Below are 16,599 nucleotides of genomic sequence, written 5' to 3' on the forward strand. Positions count from 1 at the left end.
AAGGTCGCAATCTAAAATGATGTGTATGGGGTTATTTGTAAGATGATTTTTTATTTTTGATAGTGGTGATTAAGGGAGCGGGTAATGTTTGTCTATTCAAAAATATAGAGATTCAAGGTTGGTAGCAGTTTGGCTTCTTTTATAACCGAAGGGCAGAAAAGCAAGGGGAACTCGAAGAAGCAAGCGCAGCGGCTTCGCAGAGTTAGCCCTTGCTTCTCTTATAATTGGCATTATTCATTCAAGAACAATAGGATCTTCGCTTGTACAAGCGAAGCTATAATAAAAACAATCAATTAATAATTTTAAAAGTATTAAACAAGAACCTATTGACATTCATAAAATACAAGTTATTTATAATGTATGCCATAAATAAAAAGTTTTATGTCATATGTATCCTGCACTATGTGCAGTTAATGTACCACTTGTCCCATAGATGGGAATATTGGAAAGGTTACTTTGTTTTGAAGTAGCCTTTCGTCCTTCAATATTAACGATTACTTATTGCTATTACCAAGTCCAGTCGAATCGAAGAACATCTTTTATCTGAAACGACTCCTAATACCCGGTTAAAGCCACAATATCTCTCGCATACGTAGACCAAAGAAAAATTATGATATTAACTATGTGATTTTTTTTAGTGTTAAGTTGAATAATTAAATACTGGAGAGTTTTCTGTGCACTACCAATTGCTGGTTCATCTGTTCTGCCGCTGATGTTTCTGACGAATCTCCCGGTGACACAGAACTGTCCCTCTCTACCAGCCTTTATTCGACTCAATGTCCGGCTGCTGATACGCAGTTATCCCTTCGTATCAATGACTGACACTTAAACGTAATGCTTTGGTTGCTGGCGTATCTGACAGCTTCTTCGGCGTGAAGGTCGTTGTGTAAGTATACTTCTTGGTTTATTTAGGCTATATAAAACCATGACTATGACTTGCTGTTTTCAGTAAGAGTCTTATCATCCAAAGAATTTATTCTAGAAATTCTTTTTAACTCATTAAGATAATCAACCTCGTTTTCTAAGAACCAATGAAGAACTTTAGAATTGCCAAGTAATTTATTAATATATGACTGGATTATAACGAATTTCAACATATCTGAACCATACTCGGTTTGAAGCTTTTTCGTTTCTTCCGAAGTTGTTGCCATTTCTTGTTCCAGACGAAGTATGGTTTTTTTTATGTCCTTTTTATAGGGAGTGTTTTTCCCTTTATTTACTATCATCGATGCCGGTGTTGCATCCAAGATGCTCATTGCAAATTTTTTACTATAATTATCAAAATTAATCATTGTACCGACTGCTTCAATTTGGCGAATTGGCTTCATTTTCCTCAAAACGTCAAATGTAGCCTTAGGTATAGGTTTATCAGAAAGTTTCGCAATTACACTTGGATCTATGCCGTTCATCACATTCGCTTTATCTTTTATGGCATCAACAGATATGCCCAAAGCAGCACTAAGTTTTTCAATTGATACTTTTGCCAGAGACTTAATTATCATTCTATGTTCTTCAACTACATTTATATGATTCACTTGTTTGTTAGGAGTGAAAGCATCATCTATGCTCGAAAGTATACATGGAGCTTTTTCTATACCTAAGTCTTTTAAAGCCTCAACCCTTAAATGGCCATCAAGTATCTTAGTGACATCTTTATCTTTGTCATAGAATACTATTATTGGTTCAATAATACCTAAGCTTTCGATAGAGGTAACTATTTGATGATATTTATGGCTTCGCTTTACGTTTTCTAATAATTCCTTAGATGGAATTAACTTATTAGTTTCCAGGTAAATAAAATTATCGCCAAAACGTATCTGAATCATTTTAATACCTCTTTGTTTACTGGGGTTAATATCTGAGATGGTAGTTCTGAAAGATTCTCTTGTTCAAGTATATGTTGAAAGCTTTTATTCATCATTATGATGTTAAAAATCTCATTTACTATTAGTAGGTTGGTTTTTATGAATTTTGAGTTGTTATAAACAGATTTATGTTCAGCGATACTATTTTCATAAAGCTCAATCAACTCCTCTGCAGTCATCCTTTTTGATGGTTTGTGATAATAAAATCCGGCTGCTTTTGCACCTTTATTCCCAACTGTTCTTTGATTTAGAATGTGTTTTATCTTTATAATGTCCCGACTTTTTATTAATTTTTTATCATATGCTTCGGTAAGAATATCTTGTGCTTCCTCAGTTTCACATCTTGCAAATTGCACTGCGAGATACAGAGGCAAATTACCCCGTTCGACTGCTGAGAGAAGTTTATGCTCTCCCTTATCAAGTAGCATATTAATACTGCTCACCCAGTTCGATGAATATCCAGTAATCTCACTTATTTCGGAGTCTGAAAGTCCTCTGATTTTCATGTCTTTAATCACCTGTAATAACTCATTAGAACGTGGTCTTCTCCTTGCAATGTTTTCAACTAAACTCATAACGTAAGCATCTTCTTCTGATACATCTCTTATAATTGCTGGAATAATAGTTTCACCTAATGCAACGAGAGCCTCTATTCTCCCTTGACCACAAATTAAAGCATATTTGAAATCGCCTTCATCAATAGCTCTTACGCTTATTGGCTTGCTTAATCCTCTTTTTTTTATGCTTTCCTTTATTTCTTCATGCACTACCTTATTTCTTGTTCGTGGGTTAAGAAATTTTATTTTTGCAATCTCAATTTGAATTATTGGGAATTCATTTTTTTCAGGCAGCATATAGTTCCCTCACTTTCATGCGAGTAATAATTTGTAGAAGTTTATCAAGATTATCAAATCTATAGAGATCTAATCGAATGTTGTTTGTTTCCGTCATGCACATTTTATTATATTCGTTTTCAATCTTTGGTATGATATAAAAATCAAGAGGTGAAATATTTTGTGAATTCATTCGTATAACAATTGTTATGTCTGCTTTCTGTGAGTTATCAAACCGGACTTTCCATCTAAGTTTACCTGATTTCATATGTATGCATTTAGTAACAAGGACGGAAATTAAAAACTCATCATTGATGTAAAGCATTGGGGCATATTTATACTCGTCTATATGACAGTTACTTTTTAAAATTTCACCCTTAAAATCCTCAATTATCTCTGAGTAAAATGATCTTAGTGCTTCATTTATTTTGAGATAGCTGTAATCATGTTCTGGCTTATAACCAATCAAAGTATATGCTCTTAAAAGACCACCAAATCGGGTTCTATAAACAGAAGATGAAGGGCCTGTATCATCTTCATCAATGATAAAGCCTGATAGTTTTCCATTAGATTCTAATTTTTGTTTTAGTTTTTCTAATAGATCTTCATTAGTCAAATGAATGGATCGGAGCTGAATTATTTCTTGAGCTTTATTGTATTTTTTCTTTGAAATAATAGGTTTATATGCCTTGTCACATCTAACCCATTCATGTTTGGGGTTTTTTACAAGCCTACTTTTTAATTTAGATGAGGTTTTGTTATATATGTTGTTTCCAATATATTTTTCATTTGTCAAAATTTGATGTATTTTTGCACGAGTCCATAATGTTCCATTTTCTGCAGGTATGTTCTGTTCATTTAATCTCTCAGCAATAATGAATTCTGGGACGTTATTATCTATAAAGAGATCATATATTCTATTTACAATTTTTATTTCATTTTTTGGTCCCGGAATTAATATTACCCTATCTGTTTGAATACTCTTTCTTTTGCGGAAACTCAATATTTCTTTAGCTATGCCATTTTCGTCTACTAAAAGACGTCTCAGCCCATAACCAGCCATACCGCCTTGATGATAACCAAGCTTTATTAAATTTACTTGCCCTATAAATACCTTATCAGATAGATTCCTGCTGTGATATGCAGCACTAGATCTTTTTATATTCAGTATAACAGAGGACTCTAAAGGGAAATCTTTAGTGGGTATAGGTTCGGAACAATATATAAGATCTACACCATTTCTCTCAAATAGAAAGGAATAATATGCCGCTTCATCACTATTTTGAAAACGACCAAAACGGCTCACATCATAAAATAATACAGCCTGTATATCTATTTTCTTTTGTTCTACATCGCTAAGTAACTGCTGCAAAGAATGCCTGCCTACGATACTGACTCCGCTCTTACCTGCATCATCGTAGGTATAAGCGATTTCCATATTGTTCTTTTCAGCATAATCTTTGATATATTCGGACTGATTATGTAAAGAATATTGCTGATGGTCGGTAGACATCCTCAAGTACTGCGCGACCCTAACTCTATGATTTTTGTCATTTTCGCTAGCCATGCACGAAACCTCATGGATGATTCAATACAATGTAGTGGATAAAATTGATCAAATTTCAACCGAATTCAACTGTTTTATCATTGATTAGAGCGAATTTGGTAGATCTTCGAGGTGTATGATAATCGAGAAGAGATGTGAATTATTTAGCTGATATGACCGACAGCTTTCGTTATGTGGACTCAATGTCCCCATTTGTAAATGGCTATGCTTAGTCCACATAGGTTAATGGTGTGATTATTAATTCTTTAACTAAATCAAGATAGTTAATCCATCATGGGAGAGTTATGCGGCAATAACTTTGCATTTTTGAGACGAAACATAGTCACTCCACCATTGCATGAGAACCACCCGTTCAGTGAGATACTCTGCACGATTGTAGGCTGCAATTATTTCATCTTTCTTCGAGTGGGCAAGGGCGGCTTCTAAGACATCAGTCCTAAACTTGCCAGACTCCTCAGCAGCCGTTCTAGCAATGGATCGCATACCGTGAGCTACAAGCTCACCTCCGAAACCCATACGGATTATGGCCGCATTAGCTGTTTGTTCATGCATGTGATTGAGTGGAGCTTTGATACTGGGGAACACCCACTCTCTATGCCCGCTGATGACTTTCATTAAATCCAAAACTCGCAAAGCTTCTTTGCTCAGTGGAACTTTGTGAGGCTTCTTCATTTTCATAAACTCCGCCGGGATGTTCCACATGCCAGTTTCAATATCAATATCTGACCATCTTGTGCGAACAGCTTCACCTGGGCGAACCCATGTGAGAAGTTGCCACTCAATCAGTAGCCTTGTTTCCAAACGGATAGAAGCATTGTTTAGAGCAACCAAGAAGCGAGGGAGTTCGGAAGGGGGTAATGCTGGCATATTCTGTTTTTTTGGCTTGCTGAACCGTTGCCCCAGGTTGTCTGCCGGGTTGAATTCTATGAGTTCTTCTGTTGCTGCATAGCGGAAAATTTCATTCAGGCGGGATATGATGCGGCGAAGTGTTTCAAGGACACCTCGTTTTTCTATGGGTTCTAAATGCTGTTTAAGCATTTTAGGGCGAATCTCCTTAATTGGGGTATCACCCAATGTGGAAAAGATATTTCTCTCTAGGCTTCGCCAGATGTCGTTAGCATGATCTTGGGAGATGCCTGACGTTTTGACTTTCTCATCAAGCCACTTCTTGGCTACTGCTTGAAATGTATGTTCCGTGGCATCTTTCAGTGCATTGGCTTTTTGGTTGTTATGAACTTGGGGGTCTATACCATTTGTAAGCAACGACAAGTATTCATCACGTAAAGCTCGTGCCTTCGCAAGTGTAAGGTGAGGATAGGTTCCTAAGCTCACCTTAGTTCGCTTTTTGGTCACAGGCACTGCATATCTGAAATACCAATTTTTCTTCCCTCCCTTCGCCAGGGGAGCGATTCGCAACAGCAAACCATCGCCGTCAAAAAGGTTAACCTCTTTTTCGGCAGGTTTGGTGCTTTTGATTTCAGTGTCAGTGAGCTTCTTAGCGATTTTGGCCATGTTTGGGACCCTCGATTTTAGGACCCATCTTCGTGGGTCCCATTCAGGGTGCCATAACTCGTAGTTCTCAGCAATTCTCACTAGACTACAATAGACGTAAAAAAGCCCGCAGAGCTTGTGCTGTGCGGGCTTAGTAGACTTTACTGAACTTCAGTACATCAATATTTGGTGGAGCTGGCGGGAGTTGAACCCGCGTCCGAAATTCCTACATCCTCGGTACTACATGCTTAGTCAGTCTTTACATTCGCCTGGCACCTGCGGACAGACACGCCACTACCAGACTAGCCTGATTAGTTTTAACGCTTCAACCCCAGGCAGGGCTTCCACGCGATCTCTTTTGGGTTTGACCTCTCTTTGATCCCCGTCTTAAGAGCGGAAGCTAGGGAGAGAGGGCTCAGAGCAGGTTATTAAGCTGCTAAAGCGTAGTTTTCGTCGTTTGCGACTATTTTTTTGCGGCTTTTTACGAGGCAAACCGCCCCTCGGCATGCACCTTGGGTTTCGCGAATCCCGTCGAATCCAGAATCAGCCCCAATGTGTTAAATTAAGTATAACAGATTAGTGAAGCCCAATACCAGCCTGTATCTGGTCGCTTTGCGCTCATATAGCGCTTCTTTCATGCGGTTATGCGGTTTATTTAGAGAGTCAGCGACGGTTTTCTACCTGACGATCAACGCAGGTCATGATTCCTGATTAATTTGGAGGGACACTACCTGGAGATGAGCATTGAGGAGTGGCCAGTTGCAATAAGGAAACTGGCCACAAAGTTTGGCTGGCGGTTATCGTCCCGCATTTTTCATGATACGAGCTTTATCCAACTGCCATTCACGCTCTTTCACATCCGAACGTTTGTCGTGCTGTTTTTTACCTTTCGCGACGCCAATTTTCACTTTGCACCAGGCGTTCTTCCAGTACAAGGAGAGCGCCACAACGGTGTGGCCTTCCCGGTTCACGCGGCCATAGAGAGAGTCTAACTCACGCTGATTAAGCAGCAGTTTACGGGTACGGGTCGGATCGCACACGACGTGCGTAGAGGCTACTGCCATAGGCGTGAAGTTGGCGCCAAACAGGTATGCTTCGCCGTCTCTCAGGATCACATAGCTGTCGCCAATGTTGGCTTTGCCCGCGCGCAGGGATTTGACTTCCCAACCTTGCAGGGCAAGTCCAGCTTCGAACTCTTCTTCGATAAAGTATTCGTGTCGGGCGCGTTTGTTAAGCGCGATGGTGGCTGAGCCAGGTTTGTGTGCTTTTTTCTTCGTCATAATGCCGCTCAGTATAGGTAATCTGGAATCGAAAAACACCCCATTATCATCCTGCGGGGGGAAGGCATTATCTTAGCATGAACCCGCAAGCACCTGACCGGAGGTATAGCGTTTTTTTTACCAGATGATAAATGGTATTATTTGTTCGATTTATGTTGATGGAAATAACTATGCCTCAGATAAGCCGGACAGCTTTAGTACCTTACAGTGCGGAGCAGATGTATCAGTTAGTGAATGATGTTCAGTCCTACCCCCAGTTTTTACCGGGCTGCATTGGCAGTCGTGTTCTGGAGTCGATGCCAGGGCAGATGACTGCGGCGGTGGATGTCTCGAAAGCGGGGATCAGCAAAACGTTCACCACGCGTAATCAACTGACGGATAATCAGAGCATCCTGATGCATCTGGTCGATGGGCCGTTTAAAAAACTGATTGGCGGCTGGAAGTTTACACCGTTGAGTCATGAAGCGTGTCGCATTGAATTTCAGCTCGATTTTGAGTTTACCAATAAGCTTATTGAGCTGGCGTTTGGGCGTGTCTTCAAGGAGCTGGCCTCCAACATGGTGCAGGCTTTCACCGTTCGCGCTAAAGAGGTTTACAGTGCCGGCTAAAATTGTCGTGGAGGTCGCCTATGCCTTGCCTGAGAAACAGTATCTGCAGCGTGTGACGCTGGCAGAAGGCGCGACGGTTGAAGAGGCTATCCGTGCTTCCGGGCTGCTGGAATTACGCACCGATATCGATCTCACGAAGAACAAAGTTGGTATCTATAGTCGCCCGGTAAAACTTGCCGATGCGGTTCATGATGGTGATCGGGTTGAGATTTATCGGCCATTAATTGCTGACCCGAAAGAGTTGCGGCGACAGCGCGCAGAAAAGTCAGGCAATAAGTAGCTGTGAGATGACAGCCACAATAAAAAAGGTGCTCATTGAGCACCTTTTTTGATATTTGCGAGCTTATTTATTGCTGGTCAGTGCTGGCTTGTTGTCGATGTTAGTTAACACGCCGTTGCTGTTAAAGGTCAGCGTCAGTGTTTGTTGCGTCACACCTTCGTGCCCTGGTTGCTGACGGAACACATAAAACCATGTGTTTGTGCCAAACGGATCGGACATCATTGGAGTACCCAGAGCATAAGCAACTTGTTGTTGCGTCATGCCGACACGCACTTTGGATACATCGTTAGGTGTCAGATAGTTCCCCTGGTTGATATCAGGACGGTAAACCACTCGCTCCAGAGTGGAACAGCCTGCAGTCAACATCAGTAGTACTGCTGCGGCAGCAGTCAGCGTTTTACAGCGCATAGTGATTTGATTCCTTTTCGGGCCCGAGCAGTACGCGGCTCATATGTAATATGCCGATGATAATAGACCTTTCACCACTTTAAAACCTTTTGGTGTCGGCTCTTACGGCGATTTCGTTGTGTACTCTGACCCTGAAGGTGAAAAAAAGTTTACGCCGCCAGCAGTTCTTTCGCGTTTGCGAGGGTATTGCGCGTCACTTCGCTACCGCCGAGTAAACGTGCTAACTCCTGCAGACGTGCACGTTTGTCCAGTGGTTGCATGTGCGTCTCGGTCATTGCGCCGTCGGTTTCTTTGCTGACGAAGAAGTGTTGATGACCACATCCCGCCACCTGCGGCAAGTGGGTGACGCACATCACCTGAGTAGACTCACCAAGCTGACGCAGCAGTTTACCGACGACCGCAGCGGTTGGACCACTGATACCCACATCCACTTCATCAAAGATGAGCGCTGGGGTTTCCATCTTACGTGCCGTGATCACCTGAATAGCCAGCGCAATACGTGACAGTTCGCCACCAGAGGCCACTTTAGCGATCGGCTGCATAGGTTGCCCCGGGTTTGTGGTGACCTTAAATTCAACACGGTCAGCACCGTCCACACTTAAATGGTGCTCGTCAAACTTCACGTCGATGGCAAAAATCCCATGCGGCATGGAAAGGAGATGCATGCTTTCGGTAATGAGTTGCCCCAATTCCTGCGCATACAGCTGACGCTGACCGTGCAGCGTTTTCGCTGTTTCCAGCGCCTGAAGATGGTGCTTATTTACTGCCAGTGTCAGGGTTTCCAGAGAGTCAGCCTGGTCGTCAAGCTGCTGCTGTTCTTCCAGCAGAGACTGATAAAATTGCGGCAATGCTTCCGGACTAACGTGATGTTTACGGGCCAGCGAGATTTGCTTTGAAATCCGCTGCTCCAGTTCGAACAGGCGATTGGGATCTAAATCCAGACGGTCACAGTAGTGGCGCAGTTCATCGCTGGCTTCGCTAAGCTGAATTGTGGCTTCTTCCAGCATGTCGAGAATGCCAGAAAGTTTACCGTCGATGCCTGCCAGTTCACTGACCAGCTGTTTTGCCGTATACAGCTGACTTTGCAAATTAACGTCTTCGCCATCTGCCATGATTGCCAGCGCATTCTGGCTGGTCGTGAGCAGTTGCCCACTGTTGGCCAGACGCTTGTACTCTTCGTCTATTTGTTCAAATTCACCGGGCTGTGGATTGAATTCGTTCAGCTCTTTTAGCTGGTATTGCAGTAATTCGGCCCGGGCGGCGCGTTCCTGGCTTTGTTGCTGGTGATGTGCCAGATCGCGGCAGCTTTGATGCCACAATTGATAACGTGTAGCCATTTCCTGAATCAGCGTGGATTCATTCGCGTAGCCATCAAGCAGATTTTTTTGATGCTCAGACCTGGTCAGGAGCTGATGCGCATGTTGACCATGAATTTGAATGAGCAACTGGCCAAGTTCGCGCAGTTGCGACAGGGGAACGGCGGTACCGTTGATGAAGCCGCGTGAGCGACCATCGCTACTGATTACGCGGCGTAGCAAACACTCGCGGCCTTCTTCAAGCTGATTTTCCTCGAGCCAGCGTAGCGCGGCCGGGGTATCTTTCAGAGAAAAACGGGCGCACAAATCGGCGCGCGAGGCGCCAACGCGCACCATGTCGGCATCGGCCCGTCCGCCCAGGCACAAGCCGAGCGCATCAATTGCAATGGATTTACCCGCCCCGGTTTCACCGGTGATGACGGTCATTCCGCTCTGAAAATCGATCTCGAGTTCACGAACGATAGCAAAATTGCTGATGGTCAGTTGTGCCAACATAGCTGTTTTCCTGTATGAAAAACCATAACTGTAATTACGTACAGTATAAACTGGTTTTTTATACAGTAAAGAGCCTGGCGCTAAATTAGAATAATTTTTTTGACCAGCCCAGTTTGGCGCTTAATGTATTGAAATAGCTGTAATCTTTAGGGTGAATCAGATTCAAGTGATAATCACAGCGGCGAATCAGGACATCTTCTCCTTCCTGTATAGGAAGTGCAATCTGGCTGTCGCAGCTGATCTCAAGATCGTTTCGGCGATGCGAAAAACGCAGGCGTATCGTACTGCTGCTGTTGATCACCAGCGGGCGAGCCGAGAGCGTATGCGGGAACATCGGCACCAGGGTGATCGCGTCCAGCGAGGGGGTCAGAATGGGGCCGCCAGCGGAGAGCGAATAGGCCGTGGAACCCGTAGGGGTGGAGATAATCAATCCATCGGAACGCTGAGAAAACGCAAAAATTTCGTCAATATAAACTTCGAACTCGATCATGTGCGCCACTTTGCCTGGGTGCAGAACCACTTCGTTGATGGCGGTACTGATGCGTTTCTGGCAGTTTTGCTGGCACACCTGGGCTTCAAGCAGGAAGCGTTTTTCACTGATGTAGTGGCCTTCCAGCACATCGGCTAACTGCTGCAGGGCATTGTCAGGGTCAAGGTCGGTCAGGAATCCGAGGTTGCCGCGGTTGATGCCGATGACTTTGATGTCATAGCGCGCGAGGGTGCGTGCCGCACCGAGCATGTTGCCGTCGCCGCCGACCACCACCGCGAGGTCAGCCTGTTGACCAATCTCCGCAAGCGTGCCGGTTTGCACATTGTTGAGCTGTAATTCATGGGCGATTTGCTGCTCCACGATAACCTCATAACCTTTGGTGCATAGCCAACGGTAGAGCATTTCATGTGTGGTCAGTGCCGTGGGGTGACGTGGATGTCCCACAATGCCAATACACTTGAAATGATTATTCATTTTCTCGAGGTCCTTGTAGCGAAGATTGATGACAATGTGAGTGCTTCCCTTGAATCCCTGAATCTGATCCCCATAATAAGCGAAGTTAGCGAGATGAATGCGAAAAAAACGCGGAGAAATTCATGAGTAGTAAAGAACAGAAAACGCCTGAGGGGCAAGCCCCGGAAGAAATTATCATGGATCAGCACGAAGAAGTTGAGGCGGTTGAACCAGACGCTTCTGCTGAGCAGGTGGATCCGCGCGATGAAAAAATTGCGAATCTGGAAGCTCAGCTTGCTGAATCCCAGACGCGTGAACGTGACAGCGTGTTGCGTATCAAAGCGGAAATGGAAAACCTGCGCCGCCGTACTGAGCTGGACGTAGAAAAAGCGCACAAATTTGCGCTGGAAAAATTCGTCAATGAGCTGCTGCCGGTAGTGGATAGCCTGGATCGTGCGCTGGAAGTGGCCGATAAAGCCAACCCTGACATGGCATCTATGGTGGAAGGTATTGAATTGACGCTGAAATCCATGCTGGATGTTGTGCGTAAATTTGGTGTTGAAGTGATTGCAGACGTCAACGTGCCGTTAGATCCGAACGTGCATCAGGCGATTGCTATGGTGGAATCTGAAGATGTTACGCCAGGCAATGTACTGGGTGTGATGCAAAAAGGGTATACGCTGAACGGCCGTACCATTCGTGCAGCCATGGTCACCGTGGCGAAAGCGAAGGGCTAATCTGCCTCTCATAGTGCCGGGTAGCGGCTGACGCCTTACCCGGCCTACAATTCCTGACCTTATTCCGCCACACTTTCCCGCAGCGGTTTTACCGGCAACACCTGCACCTGTTTAATCATATTGTCCTGCACGTCGAGAATATCGATATCGTACTGGCCGATACGTACGCGGGTACCCGCTATCGGGATCTCTTCCAGTGCTTCCAGGATAATGCCGTTTACCGTCCGGGCATCGTCTTCGGGGAGATGCCAGTTAAACGCCTTGTTGATTTCACGAACGTTGGCGCTACCGTCAATGATTACCGAACCGTCATTTTGAGGCGTCACTTCTTCTGCCAGGGTGGGGGACATGGAGGTCGTGAAGTCACCAACAATCTCTTCCAGAATGTCTTCAACCGTCACCAGCCCCTGAATATCGCCGTATTCGTTGACCACCAGACCGACTTTCTTTTTATTACGCTGAAATTTGACCAGCTGCGTACTGAGCGGTGTTCCTTCCGGGACGTAGTAAATTTCATCGGCGGCGCGCAGCATCGTCTCTTTGGTGAACTCTTTCTTTTCCGACATTAGTCGCCAGGCTTCACGAACCCGCAGCATGCTTATGGCATCATCCAGTGACTCGCGATAGAGCACGATGCGTCCGTGCGGCGAGTGCGAAAGCTGGCGCACAATCGACTTCCAGTCGTCGTTGATGTCGATCCCGATAATCTCGTTGCGCGGAACCATAATGTCGTCAACGCTGACCTTTTCCAGGTCCAGCACCGACAGCAGCATATCCTGATTGCGACGGGAAATTTGCGAGCGCGATTCGTTCACGAGGGTCCGCAGCTCATCTTTACTCAGCGAACTACTTATAACGATATCCGTTTTGATGCCCATCATTCGCATCAGCAGACGGGTAATGGTATTGAGCAGCCAGACCAGCGGCATCATCAGTATCTGCAATGGTGCAAGCAGGAAGCTGCTTGGGTAAGCGACCTTTTCCGGGTACAGCGCGGCGATGGTTTTTGGTAAGACTTCCGCGAACACCAGCACCACAAAAGTGAGCACGCCGGTGGCGATCGCTACGCCAGCATCACCGTACAGTCGCATACCGACAATCGTGCCGAGCGCCGACGCCAGAATATTCACCAGGTTATTGCCGATCAGCACCAGACTGATCAAACGGTCCGGCTTGCGCAGCAATTTTTCCACGCGTTTTGCAGGGCGGTTGCCTTGTTTCGCCAGATGACGAAGGCGGTAGCGGTTCAGCGTCATCATTCCGGTTTCGGAGCCGGAAAAATAGGCTGAAATAACCACCATGATGATCAGCGTGACGATCAGCGTGGTGGTGGAAATATGTTCCAGGGGAAACTCCTTAGAGGGTTTAGCTTACAAACTGCTGCAATACACGACTGCCAAAATAGGCCATTGTCAGAATGCCCGCGCCAGCAACGTTAAACCAGACGACACGGCGTCCGCGCCAGCCTTCATGGTAATGCCCCCACAACAGGACAATATAGACAAACCATGCCACGATGGAGAGCACGGCCTTGTCGATATTTTCCATGCTGAACAGGTTATGCATGTAAAACAGACCGGTACAAAGGGTCAGCGTCAGCAGTACGACGCCAATCTGCGTGATGTGAAACATTTTGCGCTCAATGCTCATCAGCGGCGGCATTTCATTACTGAAGGCCAGTTTTTTGTTCTTCAGTTGGTAGTCGATCCACGCCAGTTGTAAGGCGTACAGCGCAGCAATAATGAGCGTTGCGTAAGAGAACAGCGACAGTCCGATGTGTATCATCATGCCTGGCGTGGCTTCGAGGTGAGTAATGTACTCATTCGGCATGAACGTGGCGAAGGCCAGATTGATCAGCGCGAATGCGTAGACAATAGGTAACAAGAGCCAGCCGCGATTGCGTGAGGCAACAATGGTCATCACGGTGCAAATCATCAGGCTGACCAGCGAGCCAACGTTTAACAGGCTCAGGTTTTGTCCGCTGCCGTCGCCCGGCAGAATGCGGGCTTCCAGCGCGAACGCGTGACACACCAGCGCTATGACTGCGGAGAGGATGGCCATACGCCGCCAGCCGCTGTTTTTTTGCAGCAGACCAGGAACGATCAGCGCGAGGCTGATGGAATAGGCGACAAGGGCGAGCAGGGCAAAAACGGGCATATTAAGTGTCGACAGTTGGCCAGTAGGAAGAGAAGCAGTATAGCGTTACGTGACCGCTGCTCCAACCGTTGCATAACAACAAAGACGGCTTCATGTTATACTGCGGCAAAATTCTGTAGATGTGTCGCGCTAGCGACCAACCGTTTCCACCCCAGGCGAGAGACAATGTTTGATAATTTAACCGATCGTTTGTCGCGCACACTGCGCAATATCAGTGGCCGTGGACGCCTTACTGAAGACAACGTTAAAGAGACGCTGCGCGAAGTGCGCATGGCGCTGCTGGAGGCTGACGTTGCGCTGCCGGTAGTGCGTGAGTTTATCAATCGCGTAAAAGAGAAAGCGGTTGGTCATGAAGTTAACAAGAGCCTGACGCCAGGGCAGGAGTTCGTCAAGATTGTCCGTAACGAACTGGTTGCGGCAATGGGCGAAGAAAACCAGACGTTGAATCTGGCTGCACAGCCGCCGGCTGTCGTGCTGATGGCGGGTTTGCAGGGGGCGGGTAAAACGACCAGCGTCGGTAAGCTGGGTAAATTCCTGCGCGAGAAGCACAAGAAGAAAGTGCTGGTTGTCTCTGCCGACGTCTATCGCCCGGCGGCGATCAAACAGCTGGAAACGTTAGCTGAGCAAGTTGGCGTCGATTTCTTTCCATCTGACGTGGGTCAGAAGCCGGTTGATATCGTTAATGCGGCGCTGAAAGAAGCGAAGCTGAAATTCTACGACGTGCTGCTGGTGGATACCGCCGGTCGTCTGCACGTCGATGAAGCGATGATGGACGAAATCAAACAGGTTCACGCCGCGATTAATCCGGTTGAGACCCTGTTTGTGGTTGACGCCATGACCGGTCAGGATGCCGCCAATACGGCGAAAGCGTTTAATGAAGCGCTGCCGTTAACCGGTGTGATACTGACGAAAGTGGACGGTGACGCCCGCGGCGGTGCGGCGCTCTCTATTCGCCACATTACCGGTAAGCCCGTTAAGTTCCTCGGCGTCGGCGAGAAAACTGAAGCGCTGGAGCCGTTCCATCCGGACCGTATCGCTTCCCGAATTCTCGGCATGGGCGATGTGCTGTCGCTGATCGAAGATATCGAAAGCAAAGTTGACCGCGCGCAGGCTGAGAAACTGGCCAGCAAGCTGAAAAAAGGCGACGGCTTCGATCTGAACGACTTCCTTGACCAACTGCGTCAGATGAAAAACATGGGCGGAATGGCGAGCCTGATGGGCAAGCTGCCGGGCATGGGACAGATTCCTGACAACGTCAAATCGCAGATGGATGACAAAGTGCTGGTGCGTATGGAAGCCATCATCAACTCGATGACCCTGAAAGAGCGCGCCAAGCCGGAAATCATTAAAGGTTCCCGTAAACGTCGTATCGCAGCCGGTTGCGGTATGCAGGTACAGGATGTTAACCGTCTTCTGAAACAGTTCGACGACATGCAGCGCATGATGAAGAAAATGAAGAAAGGCGGTATGGCGAAAATGATGCGGGGTATGAAAGGGATGATGCCCCCCGGGTTCCCTGGCCGCTAATCTTACAGGCCTGGCTTATTTGCCATTTCGGCACCGGGGTGTGCTCGCCATCCTCACGTACTGTGTGTACGCTCCGGTGGCTGCGCGCACGCCGGCACCGAACTGTCGGCATCGCCGACGGCCTTTTATAGCAGAGTGATTAACTGCTGATTGCAATTTCCCCAGAAATGAGTAAAATTTTCGGGCTTTTAATATGACACCCGGGCCCCGTCCCTCGATGGGGCCCGGGTGTTCTATTCACACAAGAGGATGTTATGGTAACTATTCGTTTAGCTCGTCACGGCGCTAAAAAGCGTCCGTTCTACCAGGTTGTTGTTACTGACAGCCGTAATGCACGTAACGGTCGCTTCATCGAGCGCGTTGGCTTCTTTAACCCAATCGCTAGCGAAAAAGAAGAAGGCACTCGCCTGGATCTGGATCGCATCGCTCACTGGGTTGGCCAGGGCGCGACTATTTCTGATCGCGTAGCTACGCTGATCAAAGAAGCAAACAAAGCAGCTTAATCTGTCACGGTGGTCATGATGAGCAAGCAACTCGCCGCACAAGTCCCTGTTGAACCCATAGTTCTGGGGAAAATGGGTTCTTCTTACGGTATTCGTGGTTGGCTCAGAGTGTTTTCTTCCACTGAAGACGCCGAAAGCATTTTTGACTATCAGCCCTGGTTTATCCAGAAGGCGGGTCAGTGGCAGCAAGTACAGCTGGAAAGCTGGAAGCACCACAATCAGGATCTGATCATCAAGCTGAAAGGCGTTGACGATCGTGATACTGCGAATCTGCTGACCAATTGCGAAATTGTCGTGGATTCTTCGCAGTTGCCTGCGCTTGAAGAGGGAACCTACTACTGGAAAGACCTGATGGGCTGCCAGGTAGTGACCACTGAAGGCTACGATCTCGGTAAAATCGTCGACATGATGGAAACCGGATCAAATGACGTCATCGTCATTAAGGCAAACCTGAAAGATGCGTTTGGTATCAAGGAACGTCTCGTACCGTTCCTCGATGGGCAGGTTATCAAGAAAGTCGATCTCACTACTCGTACTATCGAAGTAGATTGGGATCCTGGTTTTTAAACCACCGGATAAACGGTAAAAG

16 protein-coding genes and 1 other RNA gene are annotated in these 16,599 nt (G+C 46.4%); 6 read left to right on the forward strand and 11 right to left on the reverse strand.

Features of this window, described 5'->3' with window-relative positions; translation table 11 throughout:
• Nucleotides 1–929 precede the first annotated feature (929 nt).
• The 6 genes from JM656_RS05335 to smpB form a co-directional block, all read right to left on the reverse strand.
• Nucleotides 930–1,826 carry a plasmid partitioning protein RepB C-terminal domain-containing protein gene (locus JM656_RS05335; RefSeq protein ID WP_000614783.1) on the reverse strand — a complete coding sequence of 299 codons (897 nt, stop codon included), beginning with the start codon at nt 1,824–1,826 and terminating at the stop codon, nt 930–932.
• A complete protein-coding gene (locus tag JM656_RS05340) occupies nt 1,823–2,719 on the reverse strand; it encodes a ParB/RepB/Spo0J family partition protein (protein ID WP_000936465.1) in 897 nt (298 codons plus the stop codon). The genes JM656_RS05335 and JM656_RS05340 overlap by 4 nt, the downstream gene beginning before the upstream one ends.
• Nucleotides 2,709–4,265: a recombinase family protein gene (locus JM656_RS05345; protein WP_000135613.1), complete on the reverse strand. Its 1,557-nt coding sequence runs from the start codon at nt 4,263–4,265 to the stop codon at nt 2,709–2,711. Before JM656_RS05345 ends, JM656_RS05340 begins: the two co-directional genes overlap by 11 nt.
• 282 nt (nt 4,266–4,547) lie before the next feature.
• A complete protein-coding gene (locus tag JM656_RS05350) occupies nt 4,548–5,777 on the reverse strand; it encodes an integrase domain-containing protein (RefSeq protein WP_001062342.1) in 1,230 nt (409 codons plus the stop codon).
• 166 nt (nt 5,778–5,943) lie between these two features.
• Nucleotides 5,944–6,307: a transfer-messenger RNA gene (gene ssrA / locus JM656_RS05355) on the reverse strand.
• Between the two features lie 246 nt (nt 6,308–6,553).
• Entirely contained in the window at nt 6,554–7,036 is a 483-nt protein-coding gene (gene smpB, locus JM656_RS05360) for an SsrA-binding protein SmpB (RefSeq protein WP_192613142.1), read from the reverse strand.
• Nucleotides 7,037–7,206: 170 nt separating this feature from the next.
• On the opposite strand from smpB, the gene ratA reads away from it, so the two are divergent.
• Together ratA and JM656_RS05370 are read left to right on the forward strand one after the other, a co-directional pair.
• Nucleotides 7,207–7,644, forward strand: coding sequence for a type II toxin-antitoxin system toxin RatA (ratA, locus tag JM656_RS05365; RefSeq protein ID WP_203360302.1), 438 nt, complete (start codon nt 7,207–7,209; stop codon nt 7,642–7,644).
• Nucleotides 7,634–7,924 carry an RnfH family protein gene (locus tag JM656_RS05370; protein WP_203360303.1) on the forward strand — a complete coding sequence of 97 codons (291 nt, stop codon included), beginning with the start codon at nt 7,634–7,636 and terminating at the stop codon, nt 7,922–7,924. The genes ratA and JM656_RS05370 overlap by 11 nt, the downstream gene beginning before the upstream one ends.
• A 63-nt stretch (nt 7,925–7,987) precedes the next feature.
• On the opposite strand, the gene bamE is transcribed toward JM656_RS05370, so the two are convergent.
• From bamE to nadK, 3 genes are all read right to left on the reverse strand, one after another.
• On the reverse strand, nt 7,988–8,332 hold the full coding sequence (gene bamE / locus JM656_RS05375) for an outer membrane protein assembly factor BamE (protein ID WP_192613139.1): 345 nt from the start codon (nt 8,330–8,332) through the stop codon (nt 7,988–7,990).
• Between the two features lie 149 nt (nt 8,333–8,481).
• Nucleotides 8,482–10,143, reverse strand: coding sequence for a DNA repair protein RecN (recN, locus tag JM656_RS05380; RefSeq protein WP_203360304.1), 1,662 nt, complete (start codon nt 10,141–10,143; stop codon nt 8,482–8,484).
• An 85-nt stretch (nt 10,144–10,228) separates the two neighbouring features.
• A complete protein-coding gene (nadK, locus tag JM656_RS05385; RefSeq protein WP_203360305.1) occupies nt 10,229–11,107 on the reverse strand; it encodes an NAD(+) kinase in 879 nt (292 codons plus the stop codon).
• 122 nt (nt 11,108–11,229) lie between these two features.
• Here nadK and grpE point away from each other — a divergent pair, with 122 nt between their 5' ends.
• Nucleotides 11,230–11,823 (forward strand): nucleotide exchange factor GrpE, encoded by a 594-nt coding sequence (gene grpE, locus JM656_RS05390; RefSeq protein ID WP_203360306.1) that lies wholly within the window; start codon nt 11,230–11,232, stop codon nt 11,821–11,823.
• A gap of 59 nt (nt 11,824–11,882) precedes the next feature.
• Here the strand turns inward: grpE and JM656_RS05395 are convergent, their stop codons facing one another.
• Both JM656_RS05395 and JM656_RS05400 read right to left on the reverse strand, forming a co-directional pair.
• The gene (locus tag JM656_RS05395; RefSeq protein ID WP_192614393.1) at nt 11,883–13,169 is read right to left on the reverse strand and encodes an HlyC/CorC family transporter; all 1,287 of its coding nucleotides are present in this window, start codon (nt 13,167–13,169) and stop codon (nt 11,883–11,885) included.
• A 19-nt stretch (nt 13,170–13,188) separates the two neighbouring features.
• A complete protein-coding gene (locus JM656_RS05400; protein ID WP_203360307.1) occupies nt 13,189–13,980 on the reverse strand; it encodes an inner membrane protein YpjD in 792 nt (263 codons plus the stop codon).
• Nucleotides 13,981–14,145: 165 nt separating this feature from the next.
• Here JM656_RS05400 and ffh point away from each other — a divergent pair, with 165 nt between their 5' ends.
• The 3 genes from ffh (at nt 14,146) to rimM (ending at nt 16,577) form a co-directional block, all read left to right on the forward strand.
• Complete coding sequence (gene ffh, locus JM656_RS05405; RefSeq protein WP_203360308.1) at nt 14,146–15,507, forward strand: signal recognition particle protein; 1,362 nt, start codon at nt 14,146–14,148, stop codon at nt 15,505–15,507.
• A gap of 254 nt (nt 15,508–15,761) precedes the next feature.
• A complete protein-coding gene (gene rpsP / locus JM656_RS05410) occupies nt 15,762–16,010 on the forward strand; it encodes a 30S ribosomal protein S16 (protein WP_162382693.1) in 249 nt (82 codons plus the stop codon).
• Nucleotides 16,011–16,028: 18 nt separating this feature from the next.
• Nucleotides 16,029–16,577 (forward strand): ribosome maturation factor RimM, encoded by a 549-nt coding sequence (gene rimM / locus JM656_RS05415; protein ID WP_203361224.1) that lies wholly within the window; start codon nt 16,029–16,031, stop codon nt 16,575–16,577.
• The last annotated feature ends 22 nt before the right edge of the window (nt 16,578–16,599 follow it).

The sequence above is a fragment of the Citrobacter sp. R56 genome (genome assembly GCF_016811995.1).
GTDB lineage: Bacteria > Pseudomonadota > Gammaproteobacteria > Enterobacterales > Enterobacteriaceae > Citrobacter_D > Citrobacter_D enshiensis.